This window comes from Streptomyces cathayae, assembly GCF_029760955.1.
GTDB lineage: Bacteria > Actinomycetota > Actinomycetes > Streptomycetales > Streptomycetaceae > Streptomyces > Streptomyces cathayae.
Genome location: NZ_CP121682.1, coordinates 1,316,512 through 1,334,230 on the forward strand (window position 1 = coordinate 1,316,512; position 17,719 = coordinate 1,334,230).

At 70.5% G+C, this 17,719-nt stretch carries 13 protein-coding genes; 12 read left to right on the top strand and 1 reads right to left on the bottom strand.

Going from position 1 to position 17,719, the window contains the following annotated elements:
• Positions 1-74 precede the first annotated feature (74 nt).
• The 10 genes from PYS65_RS05995 to PYS65_RS06040 all read left to right on the top strand — a co-directional run bounded on the left by PYS65_RS05995 (position 75) and on the right by PYS65_RS06040 (position 14,303).
• A complete protein-coding gene (locus PYS65_RS05995) occupies positions 75-3,119 on the top strand; it encodes a lantibiotic dehydratase (RefSeq protein ID WP_423836068.1) in 3,045 nt (1,014 codons plus the stop codon).
• Positions 3,116-4,342, top strand: coding sequence for a lanthionine synthetase C family protein (locus PYS65_RS06000; protein ID WP_279332740.1), 1,227 nt, complete (start codon positions 3,116-3,118; stop codon positions 4,340-4,342). The genes PYS65_RS05995 and PYS65_RS06000 overlap by 4 nt, the downstream gene beginning before the upstream one ends.
• Positions 4,324-5,346 carry a thiopeptide-type bacteriocin biosynthesis protein gene (locus PYS65_RS06005; RefSeq protein ID WP_279332741.1) on the top strand — a complete coding sequence of 341 codons (1,023 nt, stop codon included), beginning with the start codon at positions 4,324-4,326 and terminating at the stop codon, positions 5,344-5,346. The genes PYS65_RS06000 and PYS65_RS06005 overlap by 19 nt, the downstream gene beginning before the upstream one ends.
• A 304-nt stretch (positions 5,347-5,650) precedes the next feature.
• The gene (locus tag PYS65_RS06010; protein WP_423836069.1) at positions 5,651-7,540 is read left to right on the top strand and encodes an ATP-binding cassette domain-containing protein; all 1,890 of its coding nucleotides are present in this window, start codon (positions 5,651-5,653) and stop codon (positions 7,538-7,540) included.
• 24 nt (positions 7,541-7,564) lie between these two features.
• Positions 7,565-7,960, top strand: coding sequence for a MazG-like family protein (locus PYS65_RS06015; protein WP_279332742.1), 396 nt, complete (start codon positions 7,565-7,567; stop codon positions 7,958-7,960).
• A 125-nt stretch (positions 7,961-8,085) separates the two neighbouring features.
• Positions 8,086-8,580: a class I SAM-dependent methyltransferase gene (locus PYS65_RS06020; RefSeq protein WP_279332743.1), complete on the top strand. Its 495-nt coding sequence runs from the start codon at positions 8,086-8,088 to the stop codon at positions 8,578-8,580.
• Between the two features lie 38 nt (positions 8,581-8,618).
• Entirely contained in the window at positions 8,619-11,297 is a 2,679-nt protein-coding gene (fxlM, locus tag PYS65_RS06025; RefSeq protein ID WP_279332744.1) for a methyltransferase, FxLD system, read from the top strand.
• A gap of 31 nt (positions 11,298-11,328) precedes the next feature.
• Positions 11,329-12,531, top strand: coding sequence for a bifunctional class I SAM-dependent methyltransferase/NUDIX hydrolase (locus PYS65_RS06030; RefSeq protein ID WP_279332745.1), 1,203 nt, complete (start codon positions 11,329-11,331; stop codon positions 12,529-12,531).
• Between the two features lie 255 nt (positions 12,532-12,786).
• A complete protein-coding gene (locus PYS65_RS06035; RefSeq protein ID WP_279332746.1) occupies positions 12,787-13,275 on the top strand; it encodes a hypothetical protein in 489 nt (162 codons plus the stop codon).
• Between the two features lie 113 nt (positions 13,276-13,388).
• Positions 13,389-14,303 (top strand): IS982 family transposase, encoded by a 915-nt coding sequence (locus PYS65_RS06040; RefSeq protein ID WP_279332747.1) that lies wholly within the window; start codon positions 13,389-13,391, stop codon positions 14,301-14,303.
• A gap of 39 nt (positions 14,304-14,342) precedes the next feature.
• Here PYS65_RS06040 and PYS65_RS06045 read toward each other — a convergent pair whose 3' ends face one another.
• Positions 14,343-15,656 (bottom strand): NsdA family TPR-like regulatory protein, encoded by a 1,314-nt coding sequence (locus PYS65_RS06045; RefSeq protein ID WP_279332748.1) that lies wholly within the window; start codon positions 15,654-15,656, stop codon positions 14,343-14,345.
• Positions 15,657-16,326: 670 nt separating this feature from the next.
• On the opposite strand from PYS65_RS06045, the gene PYS65_RS06050 reads away from it, so the two are divergent.
• Positions 16,327-17,124 (top strand): IS630 family transposase, encoded by a 798-nt coding sequence (locus PYS65_RS06050; protein ID WP_279332749.1) that lies wholly within the window; start codon positions 16,327-16,329, stop codon positions 17,122-17,124.
• Positions 17,100-17,504, top strand: a complete 405-nt coding sequence (locus PYS65_RS06055; protein ID WP_279332750.1) for a transposase — start codon at positions 17,100-17,102, stop codon at positions 17,502-17,504. Before PYS65_RS06050 ends, PYS65_RS06055 begins: the two co-directional genes overlap by 25 nt.
• Positions 17,505-17,719: the final 215 nt, after the last annotated feature.

Below are 17,719 nucleotides of genomic sequence, written 5' to 3' on the forward strand. Positions count from 1 at the left end.
CGAGCGGGGGCGCCGAGCAGGTCTGCCCGGCGCCCCCGCCCCACCCCTACCCCCACGAGCTGCCGGAAGGGACCATGGCCTTGGACGTTCCCAGATACCAGTGGACGGGCGCCGCCGTCCTACGGGCCACCACCGGCCCGAGCACCGCAGTCCTGCCCGCGGCCCTTGATCTGGACAGCGCGGACGCCGTCCGTGACTGGCTCGCCAAGCTGTGGCAGCGCGCCGAGATACGCAACGCCCTCTTCGCCGCCAGCCCCGTGCTCTGCCAGACCATCGACAACATCGTGCACGGCCGCCACGACCAGCCCCGCCAGCTCCGCCGCGCCGCGCTGTCGGTCATCTCCTACCTGTTGCGGTGGCAGCACCGGCCCGCCCCCTTCGGGCTGTTCGCCGGTACCGCACCGCTCACCATCGGCACCACACCCCGCGTGCGCTGGGGCCCGCGCCACGCGGTCACGCTGCGCGCCGACGGCGAGTGGCTCAGCGACGTCGTCCGCGACCTGGAGCAGCAGCCCGCCCTCCTGGAGCGCCTGATGGTCATCGCCAACAACACCGCCGAGTTCCGCGGTGACCGGCTTGCCGCTCCTGGCCCGCCGGCCGACGGCCACGCCCGGTTGATGGCCCCGGTCGAAATCTCCCTGCGCGCGACCCGGCCGGTGAAGGCGGCCATGGAGCACGCCCGCACGCCGATCACCTACGCCGCACTCCGCGACCTCCTCACGACCGCGTTCCCGGCCGGCGCGGGAGGCAAGATCGACGCGGTCCTTCAGGACCTGATCGAGCAGAACGTCCTCATCACCAGCCTCTGTCCCCCGATGACCACGGTCGATGCCCTCGACCACGTGTGCGCCGAGCTGAAGCGAGTCGACGCGCACTCCCTCCCCGACGTCGGCGGGCTCGCGCGCACCCTGTACGGGCTGCGCGACGACCTCACCGCGCACACCAGCCCGTCCGCCGAGACGGACCTGCGTGAACTGACGGCGCGAATGCACCGGCACTCGTCCATCGCGCCCCTGCCCGTGGTCGTCGACACCGCCCTGAACTGCGAGGTGCAACTGCCCGGAGAGGTCATCCAGGAGGTAGAGGACGCGGTCGCCGTCCTGCACCACGTGAGCCCGCTGCCGTACGGCTACAAGCTGTGGCGTGACTACCACCGTCGCTTCCGTGCCCGGTACGGGGTCGGCGCTGTCGTCCCCGTCCTCGACCTGGTCGCCGACAGCGGCCTGGGCCGGCCCGCCGAATACGTCGGCTCCGAGCGCGGCAAAGCCCCAAAGACGATCAGCGACCGCGACACGGTCGTCCTCAAACTCCTGCAACAAGCACACATGGAAGGCCGCGACGAACTCGTCCTCGACGACGCGGCGATCAGCGAACTCGCCGAGGCGGCCGGCACCGAGGAACGTCTCTACGGCGAGGGCAGCGAGATCGCCTTCGAAGTCCACGCGCCCTCCACGCACCACCTGGCCGACGGCAGGTTCGACATCGAGATCACTGGCGTGCCCCGCCCCGGCAGCAGCATGCTCGGGCGCTTCGCGCACCTGATGCCCACCGCCGAACAGCACCTGCTCACGGACTCCTACGTGACCCGGCCGGACGTCATCACCGCCCAGCTCTCGTTCAGCCCCAGGCGCCGCCGCAACGAGAACGTGGCCCGCACCGATCGCCTGCTGCCGTACGTGATCCCGCTCGGCGAGCACCCCGGCGAGCACGGTGAACCGATCCCGCTGGACGACATCGGTGTCACGGCGGACGCCCGCCGCTTCCACCTCGTGCAGGTCTCCAGCGGGCGCCCGATCGACGTGCGGGTCCTGCACGCGCTGGAGGCCGGTATCCAGACGCCGCCGCTGGCTCGGTTCCTGTCCGAGGTCTCCGGCAGCCGGCGGGCGGTGTACAAGCGGTTCGACTTCGGCGCGGCTGCCCGCCTGCCGTACCTGCCCCGCGTGCGCTATCGCCGCACCACCCTGGCCCCGGCCCGTTGGTTGCTCAGCAGCAAGGACCTCCCCGGCCGCAAGGCACCGGTCGAGGAGTGGGAGGCGGCATTCGCCGTGTGGCGCGCACGGCTGAACGTCCCCAGCCGTGTCTGCGTGGTCGAGTACGACCAGCGACTCCCGGTCGACCTCGACCATCCCGCGCACCGTCGCCTCGTGCGTTCGCAGCTCCACGAAGCCCCGGAGCTGGAGCTGCGCGAGGTCGTGGACCCGGCCCGGTACGGGTGGATCGGCCGGGCCCACGAGATCCTGCTGCCCCTCCGTCGCGCCACCCCCGCCGTCTCGAGCACGCCGCTGCCCGCCTTCCGCGCGCAGCCCGTCCCAGCCGTACAACTCCCTGGCTGTGGCGAGGTGCTGAGGATGCGTCTGCATGCCCATCCGGACCGGTTCGACGAGATCCTGGACCGGCACGTTCCGCGCCTGCTCGACGTGCTCGGCCAGCCGATGTGGTGGTTCTCTCGGCACCGAGAACTCGCCCGCCCCGAAGCCGGCCAGCACCTCACGGTCACCTTGCACCTTCCCGAGGCCGCCGCGGCCACGGCCACGGTGAACCGCTGGGCGACGGACCTGCATCTCCAACGCCTGCTGTCCGCGCTCACCCTGGAGCCGTACCAGCCCCAGACCGGCCGCTACGGAACAGGGCCGGCCATGGACGCTGCGCACCGCGCCTTCGCGGCCGACTCCAGCGCCGCCCTCGCCCAGATCCGCCTCACCACCCGTGGCGCCGTCCTCTCCCAGGCGCTCACGGCCGCGAGCCTGGCCGACCTCGCCACACACCTGCTCGCGTCCGAGGACGCCGCATGGGACTGGCTGATCCAGAACACCCCGGCCCACGGTCGCCCCGACCGCACTGTGCGCGTCCAGGCCATCCAGCTCTACGCCACCCGTCAGCGGCTCGCCGAACACGGCGCCGCCGAACTCGGCGAGGGGTGGGCCGTACGCTCCACCGCCCTGGCCAAGTACCGGAAGGCCCTCATCACGGCAGAGCGTGAGCCGACCACGGTCCTCCGGTCCCTGCTCCATCACCACCACGTACGCGCCATGGGCGTCGGCCCCGCTACCGAGGCCGCCACGCTGCACCTCGCCCGGACGATCGCCTTACGCCACCGCCCCGTCAAGGCTCCGCGATGATCACAGCCCACGACCGGGCGCAGACCCTGGCCCATGAGTACGCCGCACACCTCGCACGCCCGAGCGGACCGGTAGAAGACCAGCCGTGGCTCGGGCAGTCCCTCGCCGAGGGCGCCGCCGGCATCGCCCTGCTCCACATCGAACGCGCGACGCACGGCCATGCGCCGTGGAGCACCGCGCACCACTGGATCGGACAAGCCGCGGCCGGGGACATCACCGCCGCCGACACCACCGGGCTGTACCTCGGCGCCCCCGCGCTCGCCTTCGTCCTGACGACCGTCCCCGACTCCAGGGATCATCTCTACCGGGGCGCCCACGACACCCTGCACGCACACGTCGCAGCCCTCGCGCATCGCCGCGTGGACGCCGCGCTCGCACGCCTCCACCGCGGCGCATCAGCCACCTTTGCCGAATACGACACCTTCTACGGACTCACCGGCATCGGCGCCTACCTGATGCGCAGCGCCCCGGACAGCAGCGCCATGGAACGCGTCCTGCGCTACCTCATGACACTGGCCCAGCCGCTGACCGGCGACTGCGGCCCCACGCCCGGGTGGTGGGTCGACCACGATCCCCAGCGCCGCGACACCCTGGCGGGCGGGCACGGCAACTTCGGCGCCGCCCACGGCATCACCGGCCCCCTGCTCCTCTTGGCCCGGGCCGAGCGCCGCGGCATTCGTGTCGACGGACAAGCCGATGCGATCCGCACGATCTGCGATCACCTCGACACCTGGAAGCAGGACAGCGACACCGGTCCGTGGTGGCCCGAACACCTCACGCTCGCCGACCTCAAGGCCGGCCGGCCCCACCAACGCCATCCCGGACGGCCGAGCTGGTGCTACGGCACGCCCGGCATCGCGCGGGCCGGGCAGCTCGCCGGGATCGCACTGGGCGACCAGGACCTCCAGCGCAGCTACGAGGACGCCCTGTACCGGTGCCTCACCGATCCCGTGCAGCTCGGCAAGATCATCGACACGAGCCTGTGCCACGGCTGGGCGGGGGTCTACCAAACCGTCTTCCGCGCAGCACACGACGCCAGCACCCCGCAGCTCGACGCCCTCCTGCCGGAACTGCGCGAGAGCCTGACCATCCATGCCCGAGGTGCCTCAGCCAAGGGACCCGGCTTCCTGGAGGGCGACGCCGGCTGCGCCCTCGCCCTCACCACCGCCGCCGCCAACCAGCCCCCGACCACCGGATGGGACGCATGTCTGCTGATCAGCTAACCCCTGTTACCTGGCCGCCGACCCCCGACCCGGTCGGACAAGCCGTCCGCCAGGTTCTGGCCGGACACCCGATCACCGAGGTCGCCCAGCACGCGGGTATGGAGCCGATTGCGCTCTCCGACGCGGCCGAGGTGTTCCAGCAGGCGGGGAACGAAGCCCTCGCACGCCACGAACTCCGCACCGACTGGACACAGTTCTACGTGGAATTCGCCGACTGGGGCGACGCCGAGTCGGCCGCGGCCGCGCACCTCGCGCCGATGCTGAACAGCCTGGAGGATCGCGGCGCGCTTTCGTCGTGGTGGTTCATCCGTAAACATCCCTGCTGGCGGCTACGCCTCTACGGCTGCCCTGACTCCCCGGCGCACACCGAGCTCACCACCCACCTGAACAAGCTGGTCAAGGCCGGGCACCTTCGGCGCTGGTGGCCGGGGATCTACGAGCCCGAGACCGCGGCCTTCGGCGGCCGCGCAGGCATGCTCGCCGCGCACGCCCTGTTCTCCGCCGACAGTCACCACCTTCTCGCCGGGCACAGCCGTAGCAACGTTCCCATCGGCCGCCGGGAACTGTCCGTCATCCTGTGCACGGTCATGATGCAGGCGGCCGGGCTGGAGTGGCAGGAACAGGGCGACGTCTGGGACCGCGTGATCAACGAGGAGCACCGCTCCGTTACCGGAGAGGTCCTCGAAGACCGGCTGGAGGGGATGACCCGGCAGATCCGTCAGCTTCTGACCAGCCAGACCAGCCCGAACGGGCCGCTGTTCGGTCCGCAGGGCCCGCTCCATCCCGTCGCCGAATGGGCGGCGGCCTTCCGGAGCACCGGCAACGCCCTGAAGGAGGCGGTCGCCTGTGGCTCCCTCGACCGGGGCATCCGCAGGGTGCTCGCCTACCACGTGATCTTCCACTGGAACCGCGCCGGCCTGTCCCTCGGTGCGCAAAGCGCCCTCGCGCTCGCCGCCCGCGCCGCCGTCCTCGACCCGCCCCCGCCGGGACCCGAGATTGCTTGACTTCCACCTTCCAGACGGCAGAGAGGCAGCAGATTCATCGGTCGCTCGGGCGGTGCCGGCATCCCGTCGCCTTCGGGCGGTCCGCCGCTCGAACCTCATTCGTCACAGGGGTTTCACGCGTCGGCGATTCGGCCATTCCGGGCCGCCACCCAGGGGCGGCACAGCGGGCCCAGGGCCGTACAGACCGTGCGGCGCAAGGGGTCCACGCCGTCCGGAATCGAGCGCGTTCGAATCCCGATCGGCGTCGTTAAGCCGTGCACCGCCGAGCCATCCGGGTACGGCACCGACCCCACGGAGGGACCAGGTGACTGTGACTGCCGCCCCGACCGAAACCCCAAGGACGCCTCCCCCTCCACCGCCGGCCACCATCAGCTTCGAGGGCAGGTTCGGCCAGAACCCGCTGGAGGACGCCGGCTTCGGGACGATGTGCCGACGCCTGCCCTCCGTACTGGCCCACACCGCGCGCAAGGCATGGGCCGTCGACAGGACCGGCTCCGTCCTCCTCCTCGTATGCCAGGTGCTCACCGGCGTCGCCGCTGCTGTCGTCCTGGCCTCCACCGCCCGCGCCATGACGCACGTCCTCGGCGGCGGCACCGTTTCCGAACGTCTGCACGGCGCGGTCCCCGCCTTGATCGTGGTGACCCTGGCCGCGGGCACCGGCCGGATCTGCGGCCTCCTGTCCTCGTACGCGGACGGACGCATCACGCCGCTGTTGACCACCGAAGCCGACGTCGCGCTCGTCTCCGCCGTGCTGCGTGTGGAGTCGTCCGCCTACGGGAGAGACGGTTTCTCCGACCAGCAGGAGGCGGCCGAGATCGGGGTCACCCGCACCCGCCTGATGGTGCAGGACGCGCAGCGGTTCATGTCCGCCCTGGTCCGCATGATCGCCGCCGGCGGGGTCATCACCGCACTGCATCCGCTGATGCTGCCGGTGCTCCTCCTGGCCGTGCTGCCCGCCGGGGTGGGGGCCGTGCTGTCGGCCCGTGTCGACTACCGCACGCACTTCCTCAACCTCGGCGACCGCAACGTACGGGCCATGATGCGCAGTTGGGCCACCCACTCCCGCTTCGGCGACGAGGTCCGCGCCAACGGCATGACCGGCTACCAGATCCACTGGTACCAGGCCCTGTCCGACCGCATCGACCGACGCACCCTCGAAGCGGCGCCGCAGATGCTGCGCATCCAGTTGTCCACCAGCGCCCTGGGCGGCTTCTTCCTGATGTGCACCTGGGCCACCCTCGCCGGTCTCTCCGTCACCGGCCGCATCGCCCTGCCCGTCGCGGCCACCGCGGTGGTCGCCGTCCAGAGCGCGCTCGCCGCGCTCTCCCAGCTCGTCATCAACGGCGCCGCCCTGTTCCACACCTCGCTCTACCTCGCCGACATGCGGGCGTTCCTCGGCCTCGCTCACGAACGCGCCCCGAAGCGGGGTGAGCTGACGATCCCGGAACATGTCGACGAGATCCGTATCGAGGAGGCCGTCTACCACTACCCCGGCAAGGAGGATCCGGCCGTCGCGGGGATCTCCCTGACCCTGCGCCGCGGTGAGATCCTGGCCGTCGTCGGCGCGAACGGTTCCGGCAAGTCCACCCTGACCAGACTCATCACCGGGATCGTGCTCGCCGACAAGGGGCGCGTCCTGTGGGACGGCGTCGATCTCGCCGACGCCGACCCCGACGCTGTGTGGAGCCGCACCTCACTCGTTCCGCAGAACTTCGCGTGCTGGCCGTTGCGGGCCCGCGAGAACATCACCCTGGGCCAGCCCCGCACCCACGACGACGAGCCGGTGTGGGACGCCATCGACGCCGTCGGCATGCGCGAGGAGATCGAGAGGCTGCCCCGCCGACTCGACACCCTCCTGGCCCGAGAGCTGTTCGGCGGCGCCGAACTGTCGGGCGGTCAGTGGCAGCGGCTCGTGTGTGGCCGCGCGCTGTACCGGCAGACGCCGCTCATGATCCTGGACGAGCCCACCTCGCAGATGGACGCCCGCGGCGAGCACGCGATCTTCACGCAGATCAAGCGCCTGGCACCCCAGTGCATGACGATCGTCGTCACGCACCAGCTGGAGAACACCCGGCTCGCCGACCGCATCCTCGTGATGGACGAAGGCCGCGTCGTCGAACAGGGCGCGTACGACGACCTGGTGAACGCCGGCGGCCAGTTCGCCGACCTCGTCGCCCTGGCCAAGGACCGCTGACCCACCCACGGAATCGAGACCCACATGACCGACACCTGGCAGACGATCGCGGACCTCGCCGACCGCCTCGACGACCACTCCACGCTCCCCCGCGAACAGCGAGTCCTCTTCCACCTCCTCAAGATCCAGGAGGAGGCCGGCGAAGTCGCCGAAGCCGCCATCGGCGCAGCCGGGCAGAACCCCCGCAAGGGCCACTCCCACACCTGGCAGGACGTCGAATCCGAGGTCTGCGACGTCATCGTCACCGGCATGGTCGCCCTGATGCGTATGAACCCCAACGCGGAGGCGGTCTTCGCCCAGCACATGCAGCGCACCGCGGACCGCGATCCGAGCCGGCCCGGGAGGACAGCCGCCAGCCACTCCTCGCACGCGCAGTTCCCACACCCGGGCGGTGCGCCGAGCACCTCCGAACCCGCCTGACGAGGCCCGGAAGGAACGCTATGGTCCACACGTCACAAGACGCCCGAGCAAGCGGAGCGTACGAAGCAGGCGAGGCCGGCGCATACTGGGAGCCGCTGTGGCAATCCGACCGCCGCTATCGGAGCATGGACGCGCCGGAACACGAAGCCCTGAACCGGCAAGTAAGCCTCGGTCGAGGGAGGCCGGCGCTCGACATCGGCTCCGGCGACGGGGCACTCGTGCAGGCCCTCGCCGAACTCGGCTACCGGCCGACCGGGATCGACTGCGCACCCAGCGCGCTCTCCACCGCCCGTCGCGAGCACCCCGGCCTTGACTTCAGGCACTTCGACTTCGACACCGACGACCTGGCCGACCTGCCCGAACCGGCGTTCACGCTCATCACCTGCCGACTGGTCTACCGCTGGGTCCAGGACAAGCACGCCTTCCTGTCCCGGGTGCGGCAACTCCTCGCCCCCGGCGGCATCTTCTGGGTGGCCACTTCCGTACGCAGCCCCCGGCACGACGAAGCCAAACCGTGGGAGATCGAGGTCACAGAGGTGGAACTCCTCACCGCCAGCTGGAGCCGTGCGGACGTGACACAGCTCGACGAGTCGTACCACTGCTTCGCCCTGCACCCCTGACCTCGCCCGCTTCACCTTCGCCGTCCGAAAGGCCCACCGTGACGACTCCGCCCACCACCGAACTCGACGAAGCGAGCGAGCCACGCCACCGGCTCGCCGACCAACTCCACGCAGCCGGCCACATCCGCACCACCGCGGTCGAGAACGCCTTCCACACCGTGCCCCGGCACGCCTTCGCCCCCGACGTCCCGATCCACAAGGCGTACGCCAACGACATCATCCCCACCCACCACACAGCCGACGGTCGAATCATCAGTTCCGTGTCCGCTCCATGGCTCCAGGCCGACATGCTCGAAGCCGCCCGCATCCGGCCCGGCCACCGCGTCCTGGAGATCGGCTCCGGCGGCTACAACGCCGCCCTCATCGCCGAACTCGTCGGCCCCACCGGCAGCGTCACCACCCTCGACATCGACCCGGCCGTCACCGACCACGCCGCCCGATTCCTCGCCGAAACCGGATACGACCGCGTCCGCGTGGTCACCGCCGACGCCGAACACCTCCACGCCGGCATCGTGCCGGACGGCGGCTTCGACACCATCCTGGTCACCGTCGCCACCTGGGACCTTCCCTGGATCGACGCTGTCGCCGACGGCGGACGTCTCGTCGCCCCGCTGCGCCTGCACCAGTACACCTGGGCCATCGGCTTCACCAGGCGCGACGGGGCCCTGCACAGCGACGAGCCGCTCATCGTCTGCGGCTTCGTCGCCATGCAGGGCGACGGCGCCTGGAACACGGACCGGCGCACCGTCCCGGGCACCGGCGTTCACCTGTCCTGGGAGGACGGCACCCCACTGCCCGTCGACCAGCTCGAACCCGCCCTCACCCGCGAACCGGTCGTGGCGCACACCCACGTCACCGTCGGCGGCCAGGAGCCCTTCGACGCCCTCACCCTCTACCTGGCCGGAGCCCTGCCCGGCTTCTGCCGCCTCTCGGTCGACCCCGACGGCAACAACGGAATCCTCAACCCGCCGCCCCGGCACTGGCCCGGCGCCGCGATCGTCCGCGGCCCCTCCCTCGCGCGCCTGGCCACCGAACGCATCTCCGACGGAGACGACGGCAACGGCCTGTACGAGCTGGTCGTCCACGGCTACGGGCCCCACGGCCACCTGGCCGCCCAGGAGATGACCGAACAGGTCCAACACTGGCAGCGCAACCACCGCGCCGCCCTCTGCCCGCGGATCACCGTCCATCCCCTGGCCGACGGTGGTCCCGCGACCGTGACCGACGATCCGCACGTCTTCGTCAAGAAGCGCACCCGCGTCGTGATCGACTGGCCGATCGTTCCCGGCACGGCGGCCCTGCTCACCGACGCCGAACGCTCGCTGCTCGCCGCACATGTGCCGCCCGCTGCCGGGGGACGGGCTCTCGATGTCGGGTGCGGCACCGGCGAACTCGCCGCACACCTGTCCTCGGCCGGGTACACCGTGGACGCCGTCGACCGGTCCGAGACCGCCCTCGCCGAAGCCAGCTCCCGCCACGGCGGGGCCGCTCGATGGCTCCGTCTCGACATCGAGGAGGACGACGGGGCCGCACTGCACGGCGACGGCTACGACCTGATCACCCTGCGATTCGTCGCTCCGTTCCTCAGCTCCCGCGCCCACACCCTGGACGCGCTGGGCCGGCGGCTGCGGCCGGGCGGCACCCTCGTGATCATCACCCCGCTCGCCGTCGACACCCCCGCCGCACGGCGCGGTATCGCCCTCGCCGAGGACGAGCTTGAACGCCTACAGAGCCGGTGGGCGGCAGCGGAGCGACACGACGCCGACGGGCTGGTCTTCCTCGTCCTGCGTGGGCCGCGCCAGGACGAGACCGCCCCGCACCTCGCGGCGCAGCACACGCCGTCGAGTGCACACAACGGGGAAGGAGACGCCCCCCGGCGCCGGCACCACTTCCACCTCTTGGGGCGCTACTACGCGCAGGTGGAGTCGGGACGCAAGACGATCGAGGTCCGCGTCGCCACCCCCGAGAAGGCGGCCGTCGAAGTCGGGGACGCCATCGTCTTCCACGACCGGGACAGCGACCGGGAACTCGACATCGTCGTGAAGCGGATCACCACGTACGGCTCGTTCGAGGACCTGCTCAGCGCGGAGGACCCCACCCGTATCGACCCGGACGGCCGGCGCGAGGAACTGCTCGCCAGCCTCCGCAGCATCTATCCGCCAGCCAAGGAGGCGCTCGGCGCCCTCGCCCTCGAGTTCGACCACCGTCCCGCACGGCCCGGCCGTCCCATGCCGATGACCCCGTCGCAGTACGCGCAGACCGTTCCCCACCACACGGTGTACGGCTGCCTGTACGTCCGTGACGAGCACGATCGGCCGGTGCAGCTGCGCTCGGTCTACGGATCCCGGCTCTGGCAGTTCCCCGGCGGCAACCTCGACGTGCAAAGGGAGGACCCACTCCAGACCGCCCGGCGCGAAGCGGTCGAAGAGACCGGTCTCGAACTCGGCCCGGAAACGCCAAGGCTGCTGCTGACGCACTTCCTGCACGCCGGGCCCCGGATGCCCTTGAACAAGGTGGGTCTCATCTTCGACGGAGGCCGGCTCAGCGCGGACCGGCTCGGCCGGATCCGCCTCGATCCTGCGGAGCACGACATGTGGGCCGCCCACGACCTTGCCGACTGGCAGGAGTTGATGGCGCCCCTGGCCTTCGCCCGTCTCGACGCCGTCGAACGAGCCCGGCGCGGCGAAGGCCCGGCCTACCTCATCACGCATACCTGATCCGCGTCCCGCTGCCCACCGAGGAGACACCGTGCCCGTCGAGGACATCAACACCCAAGCCTGGAAGATCTACGGCCGGCGCCAGCTGGCTCGCGGCTACATGCCGCCCATCCCCGACCACCTGGCCTGGACGCCCTGGGAGGGGGTTGGACCGGGTGTTGAAGTCCTCGGCGACATCACCGGCCGGCGTGTCCTGGACATCGGCTCCGGGGCCGGCCACCACGCCGTGCATCTCGCCCAGGCCCACGGCGCTCGCGTCACCGGGATCGAGCTGTCGCCGACCCAGCACGAGCGCGCCGTCTCCACGCACGCGGATGTGCCGGGCGTGGAATTCACGCACGGAGATGTGGTCGAATACCTCGCCCGGTCCGAACCGTTCGACGCCGCGTACGCCATCGGCACCCTGGCCTTCATCGACCCGCACCGCGTGCTGCCCGCACTGCGCGACGGTCTGCACCCTGGCGCGCCGCTGGTCCTTTCGCTCCTGCACACAGACCTGCACGGCCGCGGCCCGTCCACGGAACCGGCACCGCGCGAGCAGACGATCCTGTTGCGTGAAGATCCCCCCTTGCCGACTCGGATGTGGGTCCTCGCACCGCAGCTGTGGGAGGACCTGCTCACCGAGTACGGCTTCCGCGTCGAGGCCATCGACCTGCTGCACCACCCCGAGGAAAACGCCCCGGTCATCCAGCAGCTCATCCGGGCCCGACGCCTGCCCGACCGGCCGGCGCGGGTGTCCAGCCGCCCCCGCAGCATCAAGCCACCGCAGGCGCACGCGGCCGTGGGGGTTGGCGCGATCCTCCTCAGCGCGCAGGGACTGCTCCTGGGCCGTCATCGTCGCGGCACCCTCGAACTGCCCGGCGGAACCGTCGAGGCCGGGGAATCCCTCGAAGCCGCGGTAGTCCGCGCACTCCGCGAGGAGACCGGCCTGATCGCCCGCCCTGCCGACGTCAGGCTCCTGGGAACGCTCGTCGACCACGTCGAAGATGTCCTTCGGGTCACGGTGGGTGCCCTCGTTCACGCCTGGCGGGGACAGCCGACCCGGCAACCGGACGAAAGCGTCGGCGACTGGGCCTGGTATCCCCTGGATCAGCTTCCCGACGGTCTGTTCGTGTGCAGTGCACACATCCTGACGGCCTGGCGTCCCGACCTGCCCATCGACCACACCCCCGCGCACTTCACGCCCTTCGCCTACGGCCCATCGCCCTCGACGCCAATGGGCGGCGTGGCATGACGTCCACCCGCGAGCCCGGGCTGTTCCGGTCCCTGTGGCGGCTCCGGCAGCGCACCGCGAGCAAGACGGGGCAGCACCACGTGACCGGCCCCGCGCTACTCACCGGGGTTCTCACTCCTCATCCTGCCGCGTGCGAGGCGCGATCGACTAGATGATCAATTCCAAGGGGTGTCTTGTGCCTGTGCATCCCTGTGCCGTGACACGTTAGTTGGAACCTGGCCAGGCGGGTTGGAACCAGGCGGCTAGGCTTCGGCTATGCCGCCCCAGCACCAGTCCGCAGGCCCCGCTGACGAGCAGTTGTCGATCATCGACAACTTGAGCTCTCTGCCCTTCCCTGAGGTGGAGGGAAGGCCGGGACCGGACGGCCAGTGGGGTGGGCCCGGGTTTCACCTGGCCGTGCTCCGAGAGAGCCGGGACTTCTGGGAGGACCGGAGCACCGAGATCGTCCAGGCGGCCGAGCAGGAGTTGGAAGCCAACCTCGCCGCTCTGGCTGTCATCCTCACGAAACGTTGGGGCGCCCCGGAAGCGGTTGATCTGTGGCCGTATCTCGGGCTCGACGACCCCGACCCTGACGTCACGACTCGCGAGCCACTCAGCTTCCTATGCAGTGTCGCCGGGAGCATGCAGATGTGGCGGTTGCCGAACTCGGAGCGATGGATCGGCCTGACCATCGGTCAAGCCGATCCGGAGTGGCAGTTCCAACTGCTGGCGGCCGTTGGTGAAGCGTCCTCGCTCGCCCGGTGAACCGCAGCCTGAACTTCTTGCGGTCGGGGGAAACGAGACGAGTCGGGCCGACTAAATGATCGATTTCAAGGGATCGGCTGCGCGCACAAGGGAAGGGAGCCCAACGTCGGTGTGTGAAGACAGAGTTGGACTCCCTCGCCATCGCACTCTATGTGAAGACCGACGACCTGCTGAAGGCATCACCGCATCTGGCTCCCTGGCGTCCGGCCATCGGGATCGCTCCGCAACTGACCGATGCTGAGCTGGTCACGCTCGCGATGATGCAGGCCATGCTGGGCTTCACCTCCGAGGCCAAGTGGCTTCGCTATGCCCGCGCCCACCTGCGGCATCTCTTCCCCTACCTGCCAAAGCAGCCCGGCTACAACAAGCGCCTGCGCAAGGCCGCCGAGCTGCTGCGGCGGGTCACCCGGGTGCTGGCCACCGACACCTCGGTATGGAGCGACGACGTGTGGATCGTGGATTCCACGCCGGTGGAGTGCGGGCGTTCCCGCGAGACCGTCAAGCGCTCCGACCTGGCCGGATGGGCCGAGTACGGGCACTGCGCCAGCCACAGCCGCTTCTTTTGGGGCCTGCGCCTGCACCTGGTGTGCACCCTGCAGGGCCTGCCGATCGCCTTTGCCCTGACCGGGGCCAAGGCCGATGAACGCGAGACTCTGCTGGACCTGCTCGCCGCCGAACCGGGCCTGACCGCCGCCCGGCCCGGACAGACGCTGATCGGTGACAAGAACTACTTCGGCCGCGACTTCGAGCACCAGTTGGCCGAGCAGGACATCCGGCTGCTGCGGCCGGCCCGCAAGGGCGAGGCGGAACGGCCCGGTGCCTCGCTGTTCAAGCCGTTGCGGCAGGTGATCGAGTCGGTCAACGAGTCCTTCAAGGGCCAACTCAACCTCGAACAGCACCGAGGCCGTACACCGGGCGGCGTGATCGCCCGTGTCATGCAGCGCATCCTCGCGTTGACCTCCGCGATCTGGCACAACGACCACACCGGCCAGCCCGTCCTTCGCTCACTGACCGCCTACGACCACTAACCACAGACCCCTTGGAATCGATCATCTAGGACGCACACGTCAGGCCGCCGCGAGCGTCAGGAGCGCGTCGACTCCCTCTGCGGCGTGCACTCGCTGGAACTGGGGGACGAGGTCCTGGACCAAATGCTCGCAGCGTGGGGCGCTGATTCGGCGGGCGAGTACCAAGGCTTCGCCGGCGGCGGCTGCGGCGAGTTCCGGTTCGCCGAGCTTGAGGTGGCTGGCGGCCTGGTAGGCGAGGAAGACGCCTCGGGTCTTGTCGCGGGCCGCAGGCAGCAGGGCTTGCCCTTCGGTGATCAGCTGGTGGGCGCGGGCGGTGTCGCCGAGATCGAGGAGGTACTGGCCGGAGTCGACGGCGAGGTCGGCCTCGGACATCCACGAGCACCAGGGCGGCAAGGGCCGGGTGGTCGACGCTCCCAGGAGTTGTTCGGCCACGGTGAGAGATCGCCGCGCGTCCTTGCCGTTGCCCTGGGCTGCGAGTGCACGGGCCAGGCGCAGGTTGAGCAGGGACTTCGCGGCGGGGTGCTCGGTGCGGGTGAGGGCGTGGGTGAGGATGCCGACGGCGGTGGTGTGGTCCTGGCGCCAGGCTGCCTGGTAGGCCAGGTCCCCGAGCATGGCGGCGCCCATGTCGTGGTCGCCGGTGGCGTGGGTGCTGTGCAGGGCGGCGACCCAGTGCTTGGTTGCCGCCGTGTGCAGACCGTGGTCGAATCGATGCCACGCGACGGTCTGGGAGAGGGAGGCTGCCAGCGAGTGCAGGCGGTTGCCGATCGGCCGGGTGAAGCGGCCGTGCTCAATGAGATCGGTGACCGTCGCGAGGTGGGCATCGAGGAGCATGGCCAGGTGCTGGCGCTGCTCGGTGGCGACCGAGCTGAGCTTGCGGGTGCTGTCTTCGAGCATGGTGACGAGATCGTCCCCCACGCTTCTGGCACCGCCGGCGGCAGCGAGGGCGGGCACGACCCCGGTGTCCGCCCAGGCGGCGGCAAGGCCGGTCAGGACGGTGCCCGAAACGGTGAGGAAGGCACGGCGGTCCATGGTGCTGATGAGGGCCTCCCGGAGGGCGGGCACTGTGCTGGCGGGACCGAGAGCGACGACGCCCGACTCGTCCCAGTGAAGCCAGTTCGGCCAGTTCCCCGGGTCGACCGCGTCAGTCGGCATGCCGAGGGCCTCGGCAAGATAGTGCTGGTTGTCGGCGTCCGGAGTCACACCCAGGACCTCCCACTTGCGCAACCGGGCCTTGTCGGTGCCCGAGCGCAGGCCCCGGCGGGCTGCGGCGGCGCGGATCTTGGCCGCCAGGTCAGGGCGAGTCAGCCCTCGTTGCGACCGGGCGTACGTGAGCGGGTGGGTGAACTGGTCCACCTCGACATCAAAGCACCGTCCACCTCCCTTCGCCCTTGCTTCGATGCAGCGGGACTCCTGCGGGACTCCCGGCAAATTCTGTACGGATAAGCACAGTTGATGGAGTCTCAAATACCTGCCCGAGCGGCAGAGGCGGCTCTGGAAGATGCGCTCGCACACGTTCGCTGCGATGTCGTCGAGGGGCTCGCCGCCAGCCCTAAGTGGTCTGCTTCGTAAGTCCTTCGGGGGTTGACGTTGGAGCTTGCCGTGCACTTACCCGCGGTCAGGTGCCGAGGCCGGTGAGGTGGAGGTGGCAAGCGGTGTCGAGAGCGTCCTCGGGGGGGGGTGCCACTGCCGCTGCCGATGGGCAGCAGGGCGTCCTGATAGCGGTCGCCGGCCGCGTCGTACAGGGCGAAGCCCCAACGGTTCGCGGTGCCGTGGAAGCGCAGGCGCATCAGCTTGACGCTCCCGCTGCCGGCCAGTTCGCCCTGGACGTAGGCGTACTGGCCCCGGTGGCGGACCCGCAGGCCGGCCAGCCGCGGCCAGGCGGCCTTGGCGCGCATGTTCAGGTACAGCTCAAGCTGAAGCCGGGTGTGTTCCGAGGGCGTGGGCACAGCGGACATCCTGCCGCAGGGCCGGGGTGCGGGGTGCGGCAGGATGCGGCCTGTCCTGGTCCACTTTCGTGATCGGCGTGTCCGCCTTGCCCGTTGCCCGCGCCCGCCCGATAGCCCTGACCGCCTCGGAACGTGAGCGGCTGAAGAAGATGGCCTACGGCCACAGGATTGAGCACCGGATCCGTCAGCGCGCCCAGATCGTTCTGCACGCCGCCCGGGGCCGCCCCAACGCCCGGATCGCTCGCGAGACCGGGCTGCACCTGGACACCGTCCGCACCTGGCGCGGCCGCTTCGCCGAGCACCGGCTGCCGGCTCTGTCCGACCGCAAGCGGTCCGGCCGGCCGGCCACCTTCACGCCGCTGCAGACCGCGCAGGTCAAGGCCCTGGCCTGTCAGCTGCCCGCCAAGAGCGGGGTGCCGCTGTCCCGCTGGTCGGCCCCGGAACTGGCCCGCGAGGTCGCCGCCCGCGCCATTGCCGGCGCGATCTCCGCTTCCACCGTGCGCCGCTGGCTCAAGGAGGACGCGATCAAGCCCTGGCAGCACCAGCCCTGGATCTTCATCACCGACCCCGTCTTCCGGCCCAGGGCCGAACGCGTGCTCGGCCTGTACGCCCGCACCTGGGGCGGCGTCCCGCTCGGCGCGGACGAGTACGTGATCAGCGCCGACGAGAAGACCTCCATCCAGGCCCGCTGCCGCTGCCACCCCACCCTGGCCCCGGGCCAGGCCAGGGCGATGCGGGTCAACCACACCTACGACCGCGGCGGCGCCCTGGCCTACCTGGCCGCCTACGACGTCCACCGCGCACAGGTCTTCGGCCGCTGCGAGCCGAGAAAACCGGCATCGACCCGTTCATGGCCTTGGTCGCCCAGGTCATGAGCACCGAGCCGTACGCCGGGGCCAAGCGCGTGTTCTGGATCGTGGACAACGGCTCCTCCCACCGCGGCCGGAAGGCCGCCGACCGGCTGACCGCCGCGTTCCCGAACGCCGTCATGGTCCACACCCCGGTCCACGCCTCCAGGCTGAACCAGGTGGAGATCTACTTCTCCGTCGTACAGCGCAAGGCCGTCTCACCCAACGACTTCACCGACCTCGACGAGGTCACAGACCGGCTCCGAGCGTTCGAAGACCGCTACAACGCCACGGCACAGCTGTTCCAGTGGAAGTTCACCACCTCCGACCTGGACGATCTGCTGGCCAGGCTCGACCGGCACACCGCCGATCACCCAGAAGAATCCTCCGTCGCCCTGGCCGCCTGATCAACCCCCGAAGGACTTACGGAGTCGACCACTTAGCTTCGAAGACCCGACCTACCTCAACGGCACGGGAGCCTCGTGCGTTGCAGACCCCGCCCGTCCACCGGCTGACCCGCTCCGGCCACCGGTGCTGTCCGCGGGGTCGCGAAGCACGCCGCCGCCGGGCAGCGGCGTGCGGCTCGCTCAGGCCGGCGGGACGTCCGGGCCGGCCCCGTCGG